This is a genomic window from Cohnella cellulosilytica, from assembly GCF_042431195.1.
GTDB classification, from domain to species: domain Bacteria; phylum Bacillota; class Bacilli; order Paenibacillales; family Paenibacillaceae; genus Cohnella; species Cohnella cellulosilytica.
In genome coordinates, this window is record NZ_JBHMDN010000031.1 from 1 (window position 1) to 20,107 (window position 20,107).

Sequence of the window (20,107 nt, forward strand, 5' to 3'; positions counted from 1 at the left end):
CCAAGGTTGATGTCCTTCTTCTATTCGTTCTTTCGACGAACCTTCTAATATCCTGGCTTTAACCGGCTTTCGTCGACAACATATTTTTCGCAACACTCAAGTTAAGGAGTTAAACTTACGAAACTTTCAGAATATGTAGGAGAGATTTATGTCGAACATAATAATGATGAATAAAAGTGAGGTTTAATCAAAAAGTCAGCGGATCTGATAGCATCATTTTACGCTTTGTTGAGAAGAGGAGGAGAGAAGGTAGTGGAGATAAGAAACAAAAAAGGAGATATGATTGGAAAGATTCAATTTCAATCACTTCAAGATGAAAATATTATTAACAAAATTATTAGGGGATTAAATCCAGGCGAGGGGAAGGCTATCTATATCGCAGACGCTGTAGATAACAAATTTACTCAACAAACAAATTATGTTGCAAGAGATTGGGGGGAAGGGTTAGAAAGTTTAAAAGAAAAAATAACCCCTTGGCAACCACGGTTTCCGATTTACTCTGAAATGCATAAAATTCAAGTATATTATGGATTTGACAATTTATTACCACATGAAATCGATGGAATGATTGAAGAAAGTGAGAGGACTGGAAGTAATGTCGTTGTACGAGACCTCAGGCCTAACAATACGCTCGTAGGCGTCAATATTTCGTACCAAACATCAGATTGTGGAACATATGCGTTCCGAATATTCGGAACAACAAAAAGTCGAATTCAAGTACCGAACAGCAAACAATCTAAAATCGAACAATTAAATGTACGCGGAAATGAAGCATTCTATATCTCAAATATCGAATATAATCAACTAATTTGGATCGAGGAAGATGTCAATGGGAAGGCATTGCAATATGAAATTATGGGGAGAGATATTTCTCAAGAATTTATTTTTACAATAGCGGAATCAATGATTTAAGGATGTCGTCCGAAGAAGCGAGGTCGTTATAGAATTTCGTATTCGGACATCGCAGGAGACAGGATTTGTCACTCGTCCTCTGCCAGTAAACAGCTGAAAATCAAAGAATTTAGGTGAAACATGAAGAAAATTCTATTTGTTAGTGGTATCGCGCTTGCGATAGTGCTTCTATTTTTTTGGAATGATATTCGTGGATATAGCACTTTGGATAAGGCTGTTCAATCTCAATGGAAAACGCCAATAGAAGTAGTCAATAACGACGAAGCTAACAAATTAGTTTTATACCTTGATCAAACTCAGTATGTTTTTGGTGTATATCGATTTACGAATGGGAGATATTATTACAAAAATGATAGTCAAAGTTCCGGATGGACGGCAAGTTCAGATAATGGTCTTGCATTTCTGGTAAGAGCAGAATCCAAGAAGGATAGAGGGAACTTTATCTGGGGAGTATTGTATACGGAGCTTCCCATTGAAAAATTTCTAATAGAATATGAAAACGGTGAAAATCAGGAGGTGGAGTCTGTAAATAATACTTTTATTATGAAAATGCCCAAGACATATGAAGACGTACAGGAAGTAAATTTGATGACTACCTTCAAAAATGTGAAAGCTTTTGATAGAGATAATAGATTAATTGAATCTTGGCGTAACTAAAGCATTATAAGTTTTTTTAGGTGTCAACAGCAGCGCATAACATCGCATTATGCGTAGTGTTTTTTGAACCCCACAAAATGCCTCCAGCCCTTGTGCCACAAGGGTTTTCTTTGTTCTCTCACTTCGTTTTTTTCGCGTGCGCCACGCAGTACTTTGATTTGGTCGGAATACAGAGACGAAATGACATCAATCTTATGAAAGCGACAATGCCGTTCCCACTGATACGCCGTTCCGTTTTACGTCTGCTAATGGTTTGCCCGAAGTGCCCATCGGAGCGGGAGGATTCTGCTTTGGTAAGCGCACTGTGCGACGAGACGGTTCATATCTCGGCAACTTCGCCGAACCAATCATTCTTAAATAGGAATTCGTTCTGTCGCTGTCCGAGCAGTTGATCGGCGGATATCAGCTTGGAGAGATCGGCAGCTCTCACATTCCCTTTACGGACAAGCTTTTTTGGGGAACATCAACACCTCCTAAATGATATTGATAATCAAATTCATTTGGACTACCATACAGAGTAAGAAGCTTGACGAGGGAGTGCGGACAGATGCGAGAAGAAACTGGAGCGATGCAAATCTTTACACCGGAAATGCTCGAAACGATGGCATATATATGGACACGTTCCTCCGTTTCATTGATAGATGTGCGTCACCAATCGATTTATCCTGAACAACCGCTGCGGCAATATAAAATGCCCAGCAGCACGCTGGTCTATGCTTATGGTGGAACTGCTCATGTTCAACTGAACGACACGGCTTTCGCAATGGAAAGGTTTGGTCTTTTTCATGGTGGAAAGGGAACTTTGCTAAGCATCACTCCTGAAGAGGCGGCACTTAGAAGTTACATGGTGTTGTTTAAGGCGGAGACGCCGCCCTTCTTTAAGAAGGACTTGCAGCGCTTGCTGGAGCAGGTGAATCCATTTGTGTTGCAGTTTGGTTATGCGCCGAGCAATCCGGTGTGGCTGGTTTATTTATTTGAGCAGATGATAGACAACTGGAGTCGTACAACGGCGATGAATCATTTTCATACTAAAAATTTGTTTTTTCAATCCATGCATGAAATATATAAGGATTTGGAGCAAGAGCAGCCATCGTTTCTTCAACCGGATCCTGTCCTATCGGCTAAACGGTATTTGGATGAGCATTATATGCAGCCGATCTTGTTTCAGGACATTGCGGATATGTTTGCAATTAGTGGAGGGCAACTGACAAGGCTATTCAAGAAAAGGGAAGGCAAGAGCCCGCAGGAATATTTAACGATGAAGAGACTGGGGGCCGCTCGATATCAATTGATCAATACAAATGCAACAATGAGGGAGATAGCCGACGGATGTGGTTTTGTAGATGAAAATACGCTGTTTCGAATGTTCAAGAGGTACTATAACATTTCGCCGGGCGACTATCGGAAAAAATTAGGGGTGATGATGCAGGGTTATACAATTGATAATCATTCTCAACGTCTCTACAATAAGAAAGGACTGGATCACCTGGTCAAATCTCGAAGAGACGGGGAGTTAAGCATGTTTGGACAAGCAAGAAGCAAGGAAATGATCGTAGCCGCAGCAATGAGTCTAATGTTGTTGTTATCGGCATGCTCAACAGCAGCGCCGACCAGTACAGGTTCGTCAAGTCCGGCACCGGCAAGTACGCAAGCTCAAATGACCGTTGATGTCGAGACCAATGGAGCCGAGCAGGGGGCGCAAACAAGAGTGGTTCAAACGCCGCAAGGAGAGGTAGAGGTGCCGATGAATCCGAAACGGGTGGTCGTGGCCTCTATAGCAGGAGACTTGCTTGAATTAGGTATAACGCCGGTAGGTGTGCAAGTGAATGGTTCGCTTAAGGATACCGCCTATGCCGATAGGGCAACAGGGATAACGGTTATAAACAGCTTTGAACCTGAAGAAATTATGACGTTCGATCCTGACTTGATCATTGTCGATAATGAAAAGAAACTTGATAGTATGTCAAAAATAGCTCCGACTATTTTCCTTACATGGGATGAAACCGTGTTGACCAAAGAAGATCGAGTTAAACTGCTTGGTGAAATCTTTAATAAACAAAAAGAGGCAGGGCAAGCGATTGAAAAATACCACAATAAAATAGCAGAGGCGAAAACACGGTTGGAAGAAGCCGGACTATACGATTCAACCGTTACCGTGCTGGGCGGGACAATACAGAATCCTTGGGTCGGCGGGAATGTATATGGAATCGGCAAGTTAGTATACGATACTTTAGGGCTTACGCCTCCACCTGCAATTGAAAAAGATGTATTTACGCTTGGGGAACAGTGGGGATTTCCTTCTATAGAAGTTTTGCCTGACTATTGCGGCGAATATATTATTTATATCGGTGATGGTGGAGATACCATCCATGGTATTGATGATTTTGGAAGCAACGAAATTTGGGAGGCTGTTCCAGCTGTTATAAGAGGGAATATCAGTTATCTTCCATATACGCTTGCATGGTATTGGGATGTGTACTCGACAATGGCGCAAATAGATAGAATTGTGGATGGATTAATTGAATCCGCACAAGGCTGAGAGGAAAGCATATGAAATGAAAAACGGGCCTGAACAAAAGCGCCGTGGAGCGGCATATTTTACGCTCTATATGGCGGTTGGGCTTGGGTTAATGGTGCTCATGTGTGCGGCGTCGATTAGCTTCGGCGCAGCCGATATGCGCTTAATGACCGCATGGGAAGCTCTGTTTCGATTTGATCCAACGCTCACCGACCATCAAATTATTCTCACGCTCCGCTTTCCGCGTACAGTCGCCGATCTGGTTGTCGGCTGCAGCCTTGCGGTGTGCGGAGCAATTATGCAAGGTACAACACGGAATCCGCTGGCGGATTCGGGACTAATGGGCATCAGTTCCGGCGCAGCGTTTGCGATTGCGCTTGGTCTGGCGTTTGTGCCGGGTCATACCTATGGACAAATGATGATATTCGCTTGCCTGGGCGCGGCGCTCGCGACGGGCATGACCTACTTCATCGCCTCGCTGGGCAAACGGGGGATGACACCGCAGCGGCTTGTATTGGCAGGGTTGTCGATCTCGATGTTGTTTGGCGCGCTCAGTCAGTATCTGGCGATCAATTATAACCTTGGACGAGCGCTCGCCTTCTGGACAGCCGGCAGCACGGCAGGAGCGAAATGGGGGGAACTGCTGATCATCTCTCCTTTGTTCTTTGGCGGCGTACTGCTGGCGATTGCATTGTCGCCCTCAGTGACATTATTAAGCTTGGGCGAGGATGCGGCTAGCGGGCTTGGCATCCGCAGTCGATGGGTTAAGGGCTTGTCCACAGTGATTGTCCTGGTATTGACGGGAATTTCCGTTGTTGTGGTAGGACCAATCGGCTTTGTCGGGCTGATTACCCCGCATATTGTCCGATATATGGTCTGGGTGGATTATCGCTATATTATTCCCGCCGCCGCTGTTTATGGCGCGCTGCTTACCGTTTCGGCAGATCTGATCGGGCGACTGATCAACAAGCCGTTTGAGACACCGCTCGGTATTATTTTCTCCATCATCGGCGTACCTTTCTTTCTCTTCCTGGCCCGCAGGCAAAGGAGGGAGTTTGAATGACAAAGCAACGTTATACGGTTCAACGGGGAATCGTGGTCATTGCCATTTTATTCGCGCTTATGGTCATTTTTTCTGTCGTGAGTGTGAACTCAGGCAAAATGAATCTTTCTCCGTTGGAAGTGCTGAATGTGCTTCTCGGAAAAGGAACCGAAAAGCAGAACTTGATCGTGTTTGACTTTCGTCTTCCCCGGATTGTATTGTCCATTCTGGTCGGTCTTGGCATGGGAGCGGCGGGTGTAGTGATGCAAAGCTTGCTGCGAAATGACATGGCCAGTCCGGGAACGCTGGGAATCAGTTCGGGATCGGGCTTGTTTGTGCTGATTTTTGTTGTGTATGTGGCGTCGATGGGGAGCAACTCCTTTATCGTCTTGCCCTTGCTCGCTTTTCTCGGAGGACTTTTGGCCGCAGGTTTGATTTTCTTGCTGTCGTATCGCCGAGGGCGGGATATCTCGCCGATCGGTCTCATTTTGACCGGAGTGGCGCTGGGCAGCGGGTATGGCGGGCTGACAACTTTTTTGACGCTGAAGCTGAATGACACCCAAATGGACTTTATGCTGCGCTGGGCAGCGGGAAGCCTATGGGGGGATGATTGGCGATATATTAGCCTGCTCGCTCCATGGATTGTGGTGCTGTTGGTGTATATCTTCTATAAAGCGCGAATACTCAACACCCTCCATCTGGGCAATCAGACAGCGGAGGGTTTGGGGCTTGCGGTAAAGCCGGAGTTTTTAGGCTTATCGATTGCGGCTGTGGCTCTATCCTCCGGCAGCGTGGCTGTAGGAGGCAGTTTCTTTTTTGTCGGACTGATCGCTCCCCATATGGCGCGAAAACTGGTCGGGCCCGATCATAAGCTGCTCGTTCCGGCTGCCAGCTTGGCGGGGGGATTGATCGTAGTGCTGGCCGATACCATTACGCGTACCATTAGTCTGGGTGGCGATGTACCGACGGGGATTGTCATAACGGTGATCAGTGTCCCCTACTTTCTCTATCTATTAGCCAAAGCGAATTAGGAGGACGTCATGCAATGTATTGCAGCGGAACAAATCGATATTGCGTATGAGGCAACACTCATTGTCAAGAAACTGGATCTGAACATCCCTCGGGGACAGATTACGTCGATTATCGGGCCGAATGGATGCGGGAAATCGACGGTGCTCAAAGCATTGGGGCGGCTGCTCAAGACGAAGAATGGCACGGTCTATCTCAACGGCGCAGATATTCGTGCATTGCCGACCAAAGAGGTCGCGAAGCAGATGGCGATCTTGCCGCAAACGCCAACGGCGCCAAGCGGACTGACGGTAGGGCAATTGGTCGCGTATGGACGCTTCCCGCACCAGAGAGGATTTGGCAAGCTGACAAAAGAGGACAATCAGATTGTTGCCTGGGCTTTAACGGTAACGAAGTTAACCGAGTTTGAGCATCGCGAAGTCGATACGTTATCGGGCGGGCAACGACAGCGTGTGTGGATCGCGATGGCACTGGCGCAGCAGACGGATTTGATCTTACTGGACGAACCCACGACATACTTGGATTTGGCGCACCAACTGGAAGTGCTGGAGCTGCTATACGAGCTCAATCGCAGTCAGCAGGTGACGATTGTCATGGTGCTGCATGATTTGAATCTGGCTGCGCGTTTCTCTGACTACATGGTCGCGATTCGCGAGGGGCAGGTGGTGGAGCGCGGAACGCCTGAACGGGTGATGACCGCACAGACATTGCGTGAGGTGTTTGCCATCGATGCGGATATTATGCTGGAGCCCCGGACGGGCCGTCCCGTGTACGTGACCTATCAGCTACTGCGCGAATCCAAAACGCAACAGCAGGCGAAGAAGATGGTGATGGCAACATGAAGACGGCGTGGCGTGTTTTAATCGGCGCAAAAAAATACTGGATGCAGTTGGGAATTGGATTCGCGGGTGTCGTAGTCGCCACGATTGCGGGATTTTATCTGCCCTGGGCGCTTCGCACTCTGACGCAGTTGGCCACGGAAGGCAGTACCCGTTTTGCCGCAGAGGCGCTGACGATCGGTCTGTTGCTGCTGGGAGCGACTTTGTTGCAAGCCATTGGCACTTCACTGGCAGGCTATATGAATCATTACGCCGCACTTCACTATGTGGCGGATTTGCGGACACGATTATATGGCAAATATCAGCAAATGAGTCTGCGTTATTTCAATCGAAATCGAACAGGCGATTTGACGGGGCGTGTTGTGAATGATGCGATGGAGGCTGAAGTTTTTATCGCGCATGTGATTCCCGATTTTGTTATCCATGTCTTGACGTTCGCTGGAGTAGGAATTTTGCTGCTTGCGATCAATGTCAAACTGGCGTTAATCTGTCTGATCACCGTTCCTTTATTGCTGGCGATTACGGCTTGGCAGAGTAAGCGAATGTCGCCCTTGTGGAGTGAAAATTCCAAGGTTCGAGGTGAAATCGCAGGCAAGGTACAGGAAAATTTGTCGGGAATCAAGGAAATCCAAATCTTTAATCGTCAAGAGGAAGAGCAAGGCAACGTGAACCGTCTTGCGCTCAAGCATACGAAAACGTATTTGCGCGCCAGCCTGTTCAATGAAACATCTGCGCCGCTGCTTACGTTTGTGACTGCGCTTGGAACAGTGCTCGTTGTTATTGTTGGCGGTCGGTTGATCGCAACAGGTGAAGCGAATATAGCAGACATTGTCGGTTTCGTTGCCTATCTGGGGATGTTTTATCATCCCGTGAAGTCTTTTTCACATTTAGTGGAACTGGCAGGTCGAGCTGAGGCCGGTCTGAAACGTGTATTTGATGTGTTGAAGGAGGAGGAAGACGTGCAAGAGAAGCGTCATGCCGTTACTCTGCCGCGTGTAAAGGGAAGGGTTTCCTTCCAGAATGTAACGTTTGCTTACCAGGATGGGATACCCGTATTGGAACAGCTCAATCTGTCCATTGAACCGGGACAGACGGTTGCTCTGGTGGGAACAACCGGAGTGGGGAAGACGTCATTAGCCAGTCTGATTAATCGTTTCTATGACCCGCAAGCAGGCTCGATTCAAGTAGACGGCATTGATATTCGTGATGTGACGTTAGCCAGCTTACGGGATAATATTTCGATGGTCCTGCAAGATACGTTTTTGTTTGACGGGACGGTATATGACAATATCGCTTATGGTTGGAAAGGAGCGACGCAGGAAGAGATAGTCTCCGCAGCGCAAGCCGCCAAAGCGCATGATTTTATTACGCACATGGAACAAGGGTATGATACGGTGATTGGCGAACGCGGAGTGCGTTTGTCGGGCGGACAGAAGCAGCGACTATCGATTGCGCGGGCTATTCTGCGCAATGCGCCGATCCTGATTCTTGATGAGGCGACATCGGCGCTCGACACGAAGACGGAGCAGGATATTCAGGCGGCGCTTGAAGAGATCTCGAAAGATCGTACAACGTTGGTTATTGCACATCGGTTATCCACGATTCGCCATGCCGATCGGATTATCGTCTTGGAAGGCACAGGCATTGCCGAGATGGGAACTCACGAAGAATTGCTTGGTCGCTGCGGCATTTATGCGCGTTTATATGCAACGCAGGTCTCTTGAGGAGCTTGAGGATTGAGAAAGGCGGGAATGATAGATGAGGTGCTATACGATCTGACGATTATTGGCGGCGTTCCCGCAGGACTGTTGGCGCACCAGTACGAGTTGGTCATGACGGGCGGTTCGGACTTTCATGGATTCTAAGGAGACAAGTTGAGTCCGCTCGGGTCTCGGCATCGACAGCGTCAGAGCGTTACAAGAAAAAAAGAAGCTTCGCAAGTAACAAACGTATTCGCATCGTATTTGGAGAACATTGCGGAAGCGGCGGATGTTACTCTAAGTTGCTTAACGTCGCTTCCATGGACTTTGCCGACGGACACTGCCAATAAGGTGGTGTCCGATTTCTATTTATGCGGCACGATGTTAAGGAGAACAGGATGATTGATCGCATACACGTCTTGTTTGTATCCGACGATGACATGCGAAGAGACGCGGCGGAACGAGCCAAACGAAGAGGATATCTCTCTCCGAATCTGTAGCATTTTTCGTATAACCGTTCGGTAATCGCTACGTCGGACGGCTATTATCTCCTTCGAAAAGCTGTATAATGAGTCTATCTCCGCTTATATTTACCTATCGTAAGCTTTTCAAGAGGGGGTTACTTCATCAAGCACCATATTCACATGTTTCTCTATTTCTTAATACATGAGGGATTACAATGAAAAATCCTAAACCGTTTGTAGTTGCACTTGCCGCAGTATCGGGTGGTGGAAAAACCACTATAACAAAGAAATTAGCTGAAACATTGAATAATTCGGAAGCTCTATATTTTGACAATTATGAATTTACTAATCAACCTGATGATATTTGTGAATGGGTGGAGAAAGGGGCGAATCCCAATGAATGGGATTTGACGCCATTAATCAATGATCTGAAAAGACTATTAACCGTTCCTGCAAAACCTCTTAGTTATATATTTGTCGACTATCCATTTGCATATGCTCATTTTGGAATGAATGATTTAATCAATTTTACTGTTTTTGTTGATACTCCATTAGATATCGCCATGGCAAGGAGGATTCTGAGGGATTTTGCTCAAGCATCTATAGAAGAAGTCAAAGCCGAATTAATTCATTACCTAATACGAAGTAGGAACGCTTATATAAATGCATTAAGCACCATAAAACCAAATTCTGATTTTACCATTGACGGTTCATCCTCAGTTGAAGCAATAGTGGATATGATTGTTGAAGAGATTAAAAAACGAGCCAATTAGCATGTGCCAAGGTGCTAAGGGAGTATACTTGATTTTGTTGCAAAGGAGTGAAGCAAATGAATCCACCAAAGCATATCGTTTCGGCAGCTGCGATAGTAATAAATGATAAAAACGAAATATTACTTATCAAAGGACCCAGAAGAGGTTGGGAAATGCCCGGAGGCCAAGTTGAAGAAGGGGAATCATTAACCGATGCTGCGGTAAGAGAGACAAAAGAAGAATCAGGAATTGACATCGAAATTATCAAGTTCTGCGGGATATTTCAGAATGTTGGAAATTCGATTTGCAACACACTTTTCTTGGCAAAACCTATTGGTGGGGAGTTAATTCAAACATCCGAAAGCTTGGAGTCTGGATTTTTCCCGATCAAAGAAGCACTCGAAAAGGTGAAATGGAAAGATTTCAGACAAAGAATAGAGTATTGTTTAAGACCTGAAACACAACCTTTTTGTATTGAGTTTAATGATAAGATGAATATTTGAAAGTATCTTAAGAAGCCGTATGCCAGCAGGATCAGACAAATCTATGGACGGGGTGAAGAATGAAGCGTAAATATGCTGATCTGTCTCATTGGTCTATTAAACCTACGTTTAAATACCAACAATTATTTATAGATGAAATAGATTTTAAAGGACATATTTGTATGATGGAATTTGAGGACATAAAGAACCAATAACATTTCGAATAGGGCAAACAGAGGGCAGTAAGGCTGTGTTCGTTTAGCGGCGTTTCCAAGAGGTAAGGGAAATTAAAGACCGTTATTATAGTAGTATAGAAATAAACCGCCTTTGTATGAAAAGGCGGTAATTGAGCTATTGTCTTCCCTTAGCTTATGTGACAAGGTCATCTTACCGTCCGGTAAAAGAGACCTAGGGCTCCGGAATCAAAGGTCTTGTTTTCGATTAGCTTAAGATTGATCTTCTCCTTTAGACCTTGGAATAACGGCAATCCCTTGCCGATCAGGACGGGAGAAACCGTAATTTTATACTCATCAATTAAATCAAGCTGCATAAGGTGATGTGCGAACCTGGGACTGCCAAGGATGACCATATCCTTGCCTGGCTGCTGTTTAAGGTTATTGATCTCTTCCTCGACATTTTCTTTCACGAGTCTGGAATTATTCCATTCGACTTTCTCTAGCGTCGTGGAAAAGACGATTTTGGCTGTCTTTTCGATCCACTCGGCATGATTTCGTTCATACTGCGAAGCTGATGGGTTCGAAGGCACAGATGGCCAGTAACTGTGCATCATCTGATAAGTCCCACGTCCCCAAATGACCGTGTCGGCAGTACTCAGAATTTCTTTCGCGTGGTTCTCCAAATCGGCATCGTAGGAAACCCAGCCAATATCCATTTGACCATTCGGTCCTTCTACAAAACCATCAAGCGATGCGTGCAGAAATAGAACGAGTTTTCTCATTTTGAGTTCTCCTTTGTTCATGAGGGATATACGCATTATACATTAACTATTTTAGCAGAATTCAACGTGGTACTTTTGACGAAAGGGGGGGATGCTGCAGCTATGGAAACTATAGTGTATTTTATCAGACATGCGAGTCTGTTAATGTGGAGGGTAAAGAAAGAACTAGAGAGTTATCCGAACAGGGAATTATTGATGCAATAAGATAAGAGAAGTGGCATCAACTGACACCCTAATCGCTGCGGTCATGGACTTCGCGAACACAAGAACGGGATGAGAAATCATTGGAATACCAAAAAATCCATTAGAGTTCGGGAGTGCCTCAATGAAAATCCGAATAATTGGATCTTGCGGGAGCGGGAAATCAACAATTGCAAAGGAATTATCTGAAAAGTACGAAATACCTTACTATGAGATTGATAATATGATTTGGGACAGAAGTTCAGATAATTTGAGATTTCCAGAAGAAGTAAGGGATTTGACTTTTAGCGTAGTCATAAACTCGGATGCTTGGATCGTAGAGGGAGTTCAGTATAAAGACTGGACATTGGATTCAATTGGAAAAGCCGATATGGTTTTTTTGCTTAATCCGAATGTATTTGTAAGAGATTATCGGATTATAAAGAGATTTATTTTGTCCCGGCTTGGGGTACGTCCTTGGAATTATAAGCAGTCATTAAGAAATCTAGGTAAGATGATAATGAAGTGGAACCATCAATATGAGGTTAAAACTGTAATAGAGCTTGTTAAGAAGTGCGGCAAAGAGCCCATCATCATAAAAAATAAGAGAGAAATAATCAATCGAATTGCAAAGTATTTGAGCGTAAATCGATGATAAATGATCGGAAATTAGCATGATTAAAAAGAAAATACAGAGGTCATATCATGAAAATCGAATATGCAACACAGGAAGATTATCAATTCATAATTGAAAGGGACAAACATATCAATGGATTGCTAATACGATCGAAGATTAGAGAACATGAAATTTTTATTCTTAGGGACCAAAATCAAGAAATCGGATGGATGAGGTATGGTCATTTTTGGGATAACATCCCTTTTATGAATATGATATGGATTGATGAAGATTACCGGGGACGGGGATTCGGCAAAGAAGTTGTTCTCCATTGGGAAGAATTGATGAGACAGAGAGGATTCAAATTAGTCATGACTTCCACCTTGTCCAACGAAGACGCGCAACATTTTTATAGAAAGCTTGGATATCGTGATTCAGGGTGTTTACTACTGGAGGACGAGCCGTTGGAAGTGATACTGGTGAAAAAACTATAAGGACATTGTCGTTTATACGAAGAGTTGAAAATCTGATATGCATAGAGGGAGCCACAAGATGCCTTTACTAAATGCGTATAACCGGAATCTATCTGATCAAGTACACGTCTTAACTACGATTATCGCGCGGAACAAGGTCGTGCATGATGTGATTTTGAGAGCACAGGATTTCAAGATTGACAATTATTATATCGGCGCGGGATGTATTGCCCAAACCGTATGGAATTACTTGTGCGAGTTCCCGCTTGACTATGGCATTAAAGATATTGATTTTGCTTACTTTAATGATAGTGATGTTAGTGAAGAAGCTGAGGACAAGAATATTGAACTCATTAACAATCATTTTTGCAATTTACCGATTAAGCTGGATATTAAGAATCAGGCAAGAGTGCATCTGTGGTATAAAGATCATTTTGGATATGAGATTAAGCCCTATCCATCTCTGGAAGACGCGATTAATACCTGGCCGACAACTTCCACCGCTATCGGGATAAGGAAACAAGATGATCAATGGCATGTTTACGCTCCGTATGGTTTGAATGATTTGTTTGGGATGATCGTACGAGCCAATAAGATTCAAATCACTCAACAAATCTATGAGAAAAAGATAGAAAGTTGGACAAGAATATGGACAAAGCTTCAAGTAATTCCTTGGGCGTGATTGGAAAACCTGCAATAGGATAAGGCCAGAGATTTTGACAATGAGAATTGTTATCAATAAAATAAACAATATCTTTACTTTTTTGTTGAAGGAATGACACACCATGACGATGGATCCCCATGACCCGCTCTCGATCAAACCACTGAACATAGAGCTGCTTCAAAACGCATGGATCAGACTGGTGGAGGTTTCCATAGAGAAGGACTTCTCCGTTTATCCTTTATTATATGGAATCGCCAGCGATCAATTGCTGTATGCGGCCGCTCCCTCGCACATCTGCATTGTGCCTGTCCACCGATATGGCAATATTGTGATTGACGGCTTGCTCTACCCGCTGCATCCGGACACGGTGCATATCATTCGTTCTGGACAGCGGGTGGAGTTGAATGCACCGCCGGGAGGAAAGCAGTTCTTATATTTGTTTCATTTCGAAATATGGATCAGGGGGGAGCACGCTCCGGCTTCAAATTTTGCGATATTGGGTCCGGAAGTGGCGAGTGTATCCTCATCCATCGTCCAATTGATGACCCTTTGCAAGAAAGTCGCCGATCACTGGGGCACCGGCGATCCCGCAGATCGGTTTGCCAGTCAGGCCGGGTTTCAGGATATTCTGCATCTGATCTTTAGGAAAAGCAGCCCAAGCGAGGCCATGCTGGACCAAGCGCACGAGTATATAAAGCATCATTATCGCAATGAAATAACGATCGAACAGCTAGCCGAATCGGCGGGTATGAATCGATATTCATTCATGAGGGCGTTCAAAGAAAGATTCGGTCAAAGCGTGATGGGTTATCTCGCGGAGGTTCGTACGAACCAAGCCAAACGGTTGATGGAGGAAGGCTATTCCCTGCAGCATGTAGCGGATGAGACAGGCTACAAGGACGCCTTGTATTTCAGCAGTCAATTTAAAAAACATGTCGGCTTTTCGCCGAAAATCTACCAAGCGAACCGGCAAAGCAAAGTCGCCGCTTACAGTTGGCCCAATATCGATCATTTGCTTGCTTTGCAAATCATCCCGTTTGCTGCCCCGATCGATCATTTCTGGACCCAGCATTATCGCAACAAATACCGATTTGATGTCAAAGTGGTTCTGAGTCACGATTATGATTTTAATAGAGAAGCTTTAATGCGTGCCCGTCCGGATCGAATTGTCGCTTTGGCGGAGCTGGTTCCTGACGAGGAAAAGGAGAAATTGCTGCAAATCGCGCCTGTATTATTTCTGCCATGGTTTGAGGAAAACTGGAGGGACCACTTACGGCTGACTGCCCAGTTTCTGAACAGAGAACGGGAAGGGGAGAACTGGCTCGCTCAGTATGACGACAAAGTGCAGGCCGTTCGGGAAAAAGTACCCGATTTCTTCAGACGGGGCACGTTGCTTATTCTGAATGTGTCTCCCAAGGGGATCAGAATTTGGGGGGAAAGAGCAGGGACGGTCTTATATGATGATTTACAGTTCAACTGCGCCAAAGGGGTAGAGCAGATCAAGTACACCCAGTACATGGAAAGCTTTGATGCGGAGCCGTTGACGGCATTTGAAGCGGATATGCTGCTGGTTAATGTGATGAAGGATCGACAATCGCAAATGGGCTGGGAGCGGCTTCAGCAGTCGCAGGCCTGGCAGGGATTGAAGGCGGTGCAGAATCACAGGGTGTATTGCATCTCGAGAAACGTGCGGACGGGGGATCCGATTGTGGATTATACAGCTTATCAACAAAATCTGTTGCTGCATGAGTTGGATATGTTATTTCGTGAGCTATAATGTGTTGTAACCTGCACTTATTCCTATTTCTATCCCCTGAATCGTGAGATATACTTATCAAGTCGAAAATGATAATCAATATCAATCAGGGGGAGAAATATGATAGTTCAGCAGGCAGTAAGAAGATTTTCAAGGTTACTCACGGTGTTCATGGCGTTCATGCTTGCGGTATGCATCAGCGCTTGCGGGGATAAGACAAATACCGATGCGAATGGCGCCGAACAATCCGCTCAGACGAATAGCCCTCAGCCAGCCGTACAAACGAAGGAATCCCAAACTCAAAAGGTAAATCATGTATATGGAGAGACAGAAGTTCCAGCGCATCCAGAACGGATCGCCGTTCATGGATTTGAAGATATTATGCTGTCTTTAAACGCTCCGATGGTGTATGCGTTCAGTATGGACGGTTATTATCTGGATGACCAGTTAAAGGAATTAAAGGTTCCGACATTCAATACCTGGGCGCCGAATTTGGAAGCCATTCTGGCAGAGCAGCCTGATTTAATTCTAATCAGCAAAAATGCAATCGATCAGGACGCATACGATCAGCTTAGCAAAATAGCTCCAACGGTGGCCTTTGATCCGTCTGATTGGAAAACAAACATTGTGGACATCGGCAGGATGTTGGGTTTGGAGGACCAAGCACAAGCGGTGATTCAAGCTTATGATGATAAAATAAAACAAGCTAAAGAGACCATCGTACAGGCGGTTGGAATTGATAAAACAGTATCATTCATGCGCCCAAGCGAAAAAGATGTATATTTGTTCACCAATTTTACATTCGGCAGAGTGCTGTATAATGATCTGGGTCTGCTTCCGGCTAAAATGGTAGAGGATACGCTCAAAACGGAGGATGGGGATGTTGGCGCTTCGTTGTCGCTGGAGCAGCTTCCGGATTTTGACTCCGATTATCTGTTCGTCGTTGTGGGAGGCAGCATTTCTACGGTCAAAGACTATCAAGAAGCGTTAGATAATGTGATAAAATTGGAAGAATCGCAATTGTGGATGTCGATTCCCGCTGCGAAACAAAATCACGTATTTAATGTATCGGCTAGACATTGGATGTCTGTTGGTCCTATCGCTGCCAGTATGGGAGTTGACGATGTGGTGGCCGCGGTAACAGGAAAGCAGCAGCCATAGGGTGTTGGCATAACCTGTGAGTTAAGCGCGGAAAGGCTGCTTGTTTGGAAGCAGCCTTTTTTGCTACGTATATAAAGTGTAGAGTTCTGTTACTTGAAGGTTGGGAATTCAATCTTAGGCTTTTCTACAAAGAAATGGTACAATAATTTCAAGTCGATTTGAGATGATGTTTAAAGCATTTACTTTGAAGCATCTGCAATGATTATTGCAGATTTTTTTGTAGGCATATTGAGGAAGAAGAACATTCGGAGATAGCAGACCTTGTTTGGCATCATAATAAAACGGATAATTATATCCTATGCGGAAAGGCTCCCAATACAATGAATCTCTCTTTATCAATTGAAGATATCATTAAGAAACACAATGAAACACTCCCTTTTTCGGGGGCAATATTAATTAAAGATAAAGATGTGATCTTCGGACAAGGATTCGGGTTCGCTAATCGATCCGAACGAATAGAAAATACTTTAAATACACGATTTGGAATGGCATCTGGATGTAAAATTTTCACTGCCGTTGCAATTTGCCAACTTGTTCAGAATAATATGTTGACATTTGATACCTATTTGAAGGATTGTGTAGATTTTTCATTTCCTAATTTCGATGCCGGAGTAACAATACATCATTTATTAACTCATAGTTCTGGAATACCGGATTACTTTGATGAAGAGTTCATGGATGATTTTGAAGGATTGTGGAAGGCATTGCCTATGTATTCCGTTCAATCACCTAAAGACTTTTTGCCTATGTTTCAGAATAAACAAATGAAGTTTTCTCCGGGAGAAAGATTCTCGTACAATAATGCAGGATTTATACTTTTGGGTCTAGTGGTTGAGCACTTGACCGGGTTAAATTTTACAGCCTATGTTGAAAAGAATATTTTTCGTAAATGCGGAATGTTGGATTCTGGGTACTTTAGAATGGATCAACTGCCGGAGCGAACAGCAATCGGATATATAGATAGTGAGCAATCCTGGAGGAGCAATATATATTCCGTTCCAATTATAGGCGGGCCTGATGGCGGTTCATTTGCTACAGTTTATGATTTGCATAAATTTTGGGATGCATTACTTAACAATCAATTGCTTTCACCTGAATACACAAATATTTTATTAACTCCTCATATACAAGAAAATGAACATATATATTATGGATATGGAGTATGGATTATGATGATCGGAAACAGCATTTTTAAGTACTATGTTATGGGAAGCGATCCAGGTGTAATCATGCAATCATCCGTATATGCAAAAAGTAAAATACATGCCCATATTATTGGTAATATTAATAAAGGAGCCGGAATGATTGCAAGCAAAATTGATGAAATAATATTATGTTAAGATGTGATCATAAGAAAACCGCCTTGGTAAAAAGGGCGGTTTTTAAGCTGTCGTTCCCCATTAGTGGAATGAGCAATATAACTTGGAAGGATTAAAATTTACGTTTATGATAGGGGATGCCTTCGCCATCTTCACAATAGCATTTGAGACTGTAAAGGAAAAAAGCCCAGTTGTAGTTACAGGAGCGATAGAATGGCGTTACTTCTTTCCAGTTCATATGACGCAAAGTAATAAAAGATTTTCCGTTCTTCTCTTGAATATCAAAGGAAATAATCGTACCAATCCATTCTGCATCTGAGTCTATACACTGCCAAACGACTTTTTCATTGGCAATCAATTCCTCAATTTTCATCTTAGTTACGTCATCGCTGCCGAATCGAAATTCATTAATAAAGCCAATCTGATTATTAACAATGAGTTCATTGGTCTATATTTCCGACAGTCCTTCAGCGGTGGTTAAAGTTTCATACACCTTAGACGCCGGAGCATTTACGGTTTGCAAGTGTTCGATATTTGCCATGCCTTACTCCTTTCTAACCGCAATCATTGATGTTTGATGCTTATGATAACATAATGATGAATGTAGCAGTTTCTTTTGAATTGCTATGTTGCAGTATACCAGTTGAGGAGGGGACAGACTTTGGTTGCGGTAGCCCTAAATAAGCTGATAAATATATTTTTACCGGCGTGACTAAAACCAACTGATTTAAGGATGATCCCATGAAGAAGAAAATTATACTAGTTGAAGGTATACCTGGTTCGGGCAAATCTACATTTGCACGATTTTTATCGAATCAGTTCGAACGGAATGGATTTACCTGTAGATTATTTCTTGAAACGACGTATGATCATCCGATTATTGAATCGACAGGGTATACCGATCATTCTTTATTCCTTGAAGCTTATTATGAGAGATGGGCTAAGTTTCTTAACAATTTTCCGGATGAAGAAATTGTATTGATGGAATCTGCCTTTTTTCAGAGTCCTATCGTTCATTTACTGCACAAAGATGTCGATAGAGAAATTATTAAAACATTGATTAGTAAAGTCGGCAATCGGTTGAACCAGGAAGAGTGTAGGTTGATCTATTTTTACCAACAGGATGCACCAACCGCTATTCATAAGATGATTGAGATCCGGGGCGGAAGAGAATATTTGGTACGCAAGCATAATGAATACGGGAATGAGCCTTACTTTATAAATCGCAAGGAACAGGGACCTGAATCTCACATCGCATTTTTCCTTGAATATTCCCGTATTGCTGCCGAGATTATTCATGAGATCAACGTTTCGGCCGAGATAATTGAAAACTCTTCTGGAGACTACGGGTTATACCAGAAACAGATTCTCGAAAAACTCAATTTAAAGTATTTTCCGGACCCTGATCTTGGAACCTCATTACTGAAAAAATATTCAGGTCAATATTATAATCAGGATATGGATCTGAGAATTTCAGTGGAATTGAAGGATGACAGTTTGTGGATTTTCGGAAATAAAAGAATGAATCCGAAAAGTACTACCCAATTCTATCTGGATGATATAAGCGTGCTTGTAAGTTTTATTTCGGATAAATCGAAGGTTACGGGCTTATGGATAACGGAAAAGGATTTATTTGCTAACAGGAAGGACGAAGGAACCGTATTTGAGAGGATTTCATAGACATGCCCAAAGATCAGGAAACGAGGAGCCAGGATGAATTCAGAAGTGCAGTATAAGCTCTTAACCTTATGCATGATTCAAGACGGTAATCGAATATTGCTTATGAATCGGCCTGAAAAATTGGGGTTTCCAGGCTACATCTCACCTGGCGGGAAAGTAGATTTTCCAGAGAGTATTGTAGATGGCGCCATTCGGGAGGTGAGAGAAGAAACGGGATTAATCGTCAAAGAGATCATCTATAAAGGTCTGAATGAATTTTGTGAGATAAATGCCGGCCTTAGATATATGGTGTTTAATTATCTGGTTACCTCTTTCGAAGGCGAACTGTTGGAGAATCCTCCGGAAGGAGAATTGTTGTGGGTCGATAAGGACCAAACGGACGATCTCCCGATGCAAGAGTGGTTTCGGAAAAGAATTCCTTTATTTTTTCAACCGGGAGTATTTGAACAATCAACGATTTGGGACAAGAATAACGATGTAGAATTGAAAAAAACAGAAAAGTACTATATTGAGGGCAGACTCGAGGGAGTCAGTTCCTCCAGAACAGGATATCAACCAGGGAGCGATGAAGATGTTTGATGCTTTTACGAAAAAGAGAATTGAAAAAATTCTTCAAAGCTATATCGATAAAAAAATACCGAAACATCTCAAAAATGAAATTCAAATTCATTATAAATTTAGGGGTAAAACAGTCACTTTAAGTCAAGAAAAACCAGGATATAGGGGAGGACGGTTTGAGTACCCGATTGCCCAGTTCAGATATGAAGAAGCATTATGGAAGGTCTATTGGCAGGATAGCAGAAATAAGTGGCATTTTGTTGATGACATAAATCCTGATCAAGATTTCGAAAAACAATTAAAGGAAATCGATAAAAACGATATTTTTTGGGCTTGAGGGACAGGAG

Annotated in this window: 21 protein-coding genes; 19 read left to right on the forward strand and 2 right to left on the reverse strand. The window is 43.6% G+C overall.

Annotated elements, in window-relative coordinates; translation table 11 throughout:
• The first annotated feature begins 252 nt into the window (after positions 1-252).
• The 10 genes from ACFFT4_RS21700 (at position 253) to ACFFT4_RS21745 (ending at position 10,416) form a co-directional block, all read left to right on the forward strand.
• Entirely contained in the window at positions 253-912 is a 660-nt protein-coding gene (locus ACFFT4_RS21700; protein WP_378050916.1) for a hypothetical protein, read from the forward strand.
• A gap of 120 nt (positions 913-1,032) precedes the next feature.
• Positions 1,033-1,569 (forward strand): hypothetical protein, encoded by a 537-nt coding sequence (locus ACFFT4_RS21705; RefSeq protein ID WP_378050917.1) that lies wholly within the window; start codon positions 1,033-1,035, stop codon positions 1,567-1,569.
• 547 nt (positions 1,570-2,116) lie between these two features.
• Positions 2,117-4,108, forward strand: coding sequence for a helix-turn-helix domain-containing protein (locus ACFFT4_RS21710; RefSeq protein WP_378050918.1), 1,992 nt, complete (start codon positions 2,117-2,119; stop codon positions 4,106-4,108).
• A gap of 16 nt (positions 4,109-4,124) precedes the next feature.
• Positions 4,125-5,150 carry a FecCD family ABC transporter permease gene (locus tag ACFFT4_RS21715; RefSeq protein WP_378050919.1) on the forward strand — a complete coding sequence of 342 codons (1,026 nt, stop codon included), beginning with the start codon at positions 4,125-4,127 and terminating at the stop codon, positions 5,148-5,150.
• Positions 5,147-6,160 (forward strand): FecCD family ABC transporter permease, encoded by a 1,014-nt coding sequence (locus ACFFT4_RS21720; RefSeq protein WP_378050920.1) that lies wholly within the window; start codon positions 5,147-5,149, stop codon positions 6,158-6,160. The genes ACFFT4_RS21715 and ACFFT4_RS21720 overlap by 4 nt, the downstream gene beginning before the upstream one ends.
• A gap of 9 nt (positions 6,161-6,169) precedes the next feature.
• On the forward strand, positions 6,170-7,000 hold the full coding sequence (locus ACFFT4_RS21725; RefSeq protein ID WP_378050921.1) for an ABC transporter ATP-binding protein: 831 nt from the start codon (positions 6,170-6,172) through the stop codon (positions 6,998-7,000).
• The gene (locus ACFFT4_RS21730; protein ID WP_378050922.1) at positions 6,997-8,721 is read left to right on the forward strand and encodes an ABC transporter ATP-binding protein; all 1,725 of its coding nucleotides are present in this window, start codon (positions 6,997-6,999) and stop codon (positions 8,719-8,721) included. Before ACFFT4_RS21725 ends, ACFFT4_RS21730 begins: the two co-directional genes overlap by 4 nt.
• Positions 8,722-8,733: 12 nt before the next feature.
• Positions 8,734-8,862, forward strand: a complete 129-nt coding sequence (locus ACFFT4_RS21735; protein ID WP_378050923.1) for a hypothetical protein — start codon at positions 8,734-8,736, stop codon at positions 8,860-8,862.
• Between the two features lie 514 nt (positions 8,863-9,376).
• Entirely contained in the window at positions 9,377-9,934 is a 558-nt protein-coding gene (locus ACFFT4_RS21740; protein ID WP_378050924.1) for a nucleoside/nucleotide kinase family protein, read from the forward strand.
• Between the two features lie 56 nt (positions 9,935-9,990).
• The gene (locus ACFFT4_RS21745; RefSeq protein WP_378050925.1) at positions 9,991-10,416 is read left to right on the forward strand and encodes an NUDIX hydrolase; all 426 of its coding nucleotides are present in this window, start codon (positions 9,991-9,993) and stop codon (positions 10,414-10,416) included.
• A gap of 361 nt (positions 10,417-10,777) precedes the next feature.
• Here the strand turns inward: ACFFT4_RS21745 and ACFFT4_RS21750 are convergent, their stop codons facing one another.
• Complete coding sequence (locus tag ACFFT4_RS21750; protein WP_378050926.1) at positions 10,778-11,353, reverse strand: dihydrofolate reductase family protein; 576 nt, start codon at positions 11,351-11,353, stop codon at positions 10,778-10,780.
• A 325-nt stretch (positions 11,354-11,678) separates the two neighbouring features.
• Here ACFFT4_RS21750 and ACFFT4_RS21755 point away from each other — a divergent pair, with 325 nt between their 5' ends.
• The 6 genes from ACFFT4_RS21755 (at position 11,679) to ACFFT4_RS21780 (ending at position 17,543) form a co-directional block, all read left to right on the forward strand.
• Positions 11,679-12,188 (forward strand): P-loop NTPase family protein, encoded by a 510-nt coding sequence (locus ACFFT4_RS21755; protein ID WP_378050927.1) that lies wholly within the window; start codon positions 11,679-11,681, stop codon positions 12,186-12,188.
• A gap of 50 nt (positions 12,189-12,238) precedes the next feature.
• Positions 12,239-12,643 carry a GNAT family N-acetyltransferase gene (locus ACFFT4_RS21760; RefSeq protein WP_378050928.1) on the forward strand — a complete coding sequence of 135 codons (405 nt, stop codon included), beginning with the start codon at positions 12,239-12,241 and terminating at the stop codon, positions 12,641-12,643.
• A 139-nt stretch (positions 12,644-12,782) separates the two neighbouring features.
• On the forward strand, positions 12,783-13,304 hold the full coding sequence (locus ACFFT4_RS21765) for a nucleotidyltransferase family protein (RefSeq protein ID WP_378050929.1): 522 nt from the start codon (positions 12,783-12,785) through the stop codon (positions 13,302-13,304).
• Positions 13,305-13,407: 103 nt separating this feature from the next.
• Positions 13,408-15,063 (forward strand): ABC transporter substrate-binding protein, encoded by a 1,656-nt coding sequence (locus tag ACFFT4_RS21770; RefSeq protein ID WP_378050930.1) that lies wholly within the window; start codon positions 13,408-13,410, stop codon positions 15,061-15,063.
• A 99-nt stretch (positions 15,064-15,162) separates the two neighbouring features.
• Positions 15,163-16,203: an ABC transporter substrate-binding protein gene (locus tag ACFFT4_RS21775; RefSeq protein ID WP_378050931.1), complete on the forward strand. Its 1,041-nt coding sequence runs from the start codon at positions 15,163-15,165 to the stop codon at positions 16,201-16,203.
• Positions 16,204-16,523: 320 nt separating this feature from the next.
• A complete protein-coding gene (locus ACFFT4_RS21780; RefSeq protein ID WP_378050932.1) occupies positions 16,524-17,543 on the forward strand; it encodes a serine hydrolase domain-containing protein in 1,020 nt (339 codons plus the stop codon).
• Positions 17,544-17,634: 91 nt separating this feature from the next.
• Here ACFFT4_RS21780 and ACFFT4_RS21785 read toward each other — a convergent pair whose 3' ends face one another.
• On the reverse strand, positions 17,635-17,895 hold the full coding sequence (locus tag ACFFT4_RS21785) for a hypothetical protein (protein ID WP_378050933.1): 261 nt from the start codon (positions 17,893-17,895) through the stop codon (positions 17,635-17,637).
• 368 nt (positions 17,896-18,263) lie between these two features.
• Between ACFFT4_RS21785 and ACFFT4_RS21790 the strand changes: the two genes are divergently transcribed.
• The 3 genes from ACFFT4_RS21790 to ACFFT4_RS21800 are packed head-to-tail and all read left to right on the forward strand — an operon-like array spanning position 18,264 to position 20,097.
• Positions 18,264-19,202 carry a P-loop NTPase family protein gene (locus tag ACFFT4_RS21790; RefSeq protein ID WP_378050934.1) on the forward strand — a complete coding sequence of 313 codons (939 nt, stop codon included), beginning with the start codon at positions 18,264-18,266 and terminating at the stop codon, positions 19,200-19,202.
• Between the two features lie 33 nt (positions 19,203-19,235).
• On the forward strand, positions 19,236-19,781 hold the full coding sequence (locus ACFFT4_RS21795; RefSeq protein WP_378050935.1) for an 8-oxo-dGTP diphosphatase: 546 nt from the start codon (positions 19,236-19,238) through the stop codon (positions 19,779-19,781).
• The gene (locus ACFFT4_RS21800; protein ID WP_378050936.1) at positions 19,774-20,097 is read left to right on the forward strand and encodes a DUF3024 domain-containing protein; all 324 of its coding nucleotides are present in this window, start codon (positions 19,774-19,776) and stop codon (positions 20,095-20,097) included. Before ACFFT4_RS21795 ends, ACFFT4_RS21800 begins: the two co-directional genes overlap by 8 nt.
• Positions 20,098-20,107 lie beyond the last annotated feature (10 nt).

Excerpts from the sequence above, each read along its gene's own strand:
- ACFFT4_RS21705 (WP_378050917.1), top strand. The coding sequence starts at position 1,033 with ATGAAGAAAATTCTATTTGTTAGTGGTATCGCGCTTGCGATAGTGCTT.
- ACFFT4_RS21710 (WP_378050918.1), top strand. The coding sequence starts at position 2,117 with ATGCGAGAAGAAACTGGAGCGATGCAAATCTTTACACCGGAAATGCTC.
- ACFFT4_RS21715 (WP_378050919.1), top strand. The coding sequence starts at position 4,125 with ATGAAAAACGGGCCTGAACAAAAGCGCCGTGGAGCGGCATATTTTACG.
- ACFFT4_RS21720 (WP_378050920.1), top strand. The coding sequence starts at position 5,147 with ATGACAAAGCAACGTTATACGGTTCAACGGGGAATCGTGGTCATTGCC.
- ACFFT4_RS21725 (WP_378050921.1), top strand. The coding sequence starts at position 6,170 with ATGCAATGTATTGCAGCGGAACAAATCGATATTGCGTATGAGGCAACA.
- ACFFT4_RS21730 (WP_378050922.1), top strand. The coding sequence starts at position 6,997 with ATGAAGACGGCGTGGCGTGTTTTAATCGGCGCAAAAAAATACTGGATG.
- ACFFT4_RS21740 (WP_378050924.1), top strand. The coding sequence starts at position 9,377 with ATGAAAAATCCTAAACCGTTTGTAGTTGCACTTGCCGCAGTATCGGGT.
- ACFFT4_RS21745 (WP_378050925.1), top strand. The coding sequence starts at position 9,991 with ATGAATCCACCAAAGCATATCGTTTCGGCAGCTGCGATAGTAATAAAT.
- ACFFT4_RS21750 (WP_378050926.1), bottom strand. The coding sequence starts at position 11,353 with ATGAGAAAACTCGTTCTATTTCTGCACGCATCGCTTGATGGTTTTGTA.
- ACFFT4_RS21755 (WP_378050927.1), top strand. The coding sequence starts at position 11,679 with ATGAAAATCCGAATAATTGGATCTTGCGGGAGCGGGAAATCAACAATT.
- ACFFT4_RS21760 (WP_378050928.1), top strand. The coding sequence starts at position 12,239 with ATGAAAATCGAATATGCAACACAGGAAGATTATCAATTCATAATTGAA.
- ACFFT4_RS21770 (WP_378050930.1), top strand. The coding sequence starts at position 13,408 with ATGACGATGGATCCCCATGACCCGCTCTCGATCAAACCACTGAACATA.
- ACFFT4_RS21775 (WP_378050931.1), top strand. The coding sequence starts at position 15,163 with ATGATAGTTCAGCAGGCAGTAAGAAGATTTTCAAGGTTACTCACGGTG.
- ACFFT4_RS21780 (WP_378050932.1), top strand. The coding sequence starts at position 16,524 with ATGAATCTCTCTTTATCAATTGAAGATATCATTAAGAAACACAATGAA.
- ACFFT4_RS21785 (WP_378050933.1), bottom strand. The coding sequence starts at position 17,895 with ATGAAAATTGAGGAATTGATTGCCAATGAAAAAGTCGTTTGGCAGTGT.
- ACFFT4_RS21790 (WP_378050934.1), top strand. The coding sequence starts at position 18,264 with ATGAAGAAGAAAATTATACTAGTTGAAGGTATACCTGGTTCGGGCAAA.
- ACFFT4_RS21795 (WP_378050935.1), top strand. The coding sequence starts at position 19,236 with ATGAATTCAGAAGTGCAGTATAAGCTCTTAACCTTATGCATGATTCAA.
- ACFFT4_RS21800 (WP_378050936.1), top strand. The coding sequence starts at position 19,774 with ATGTTTGATGCTTTTACGAAAAAGAGAATTGAAAAAATTCTTCAAAGC.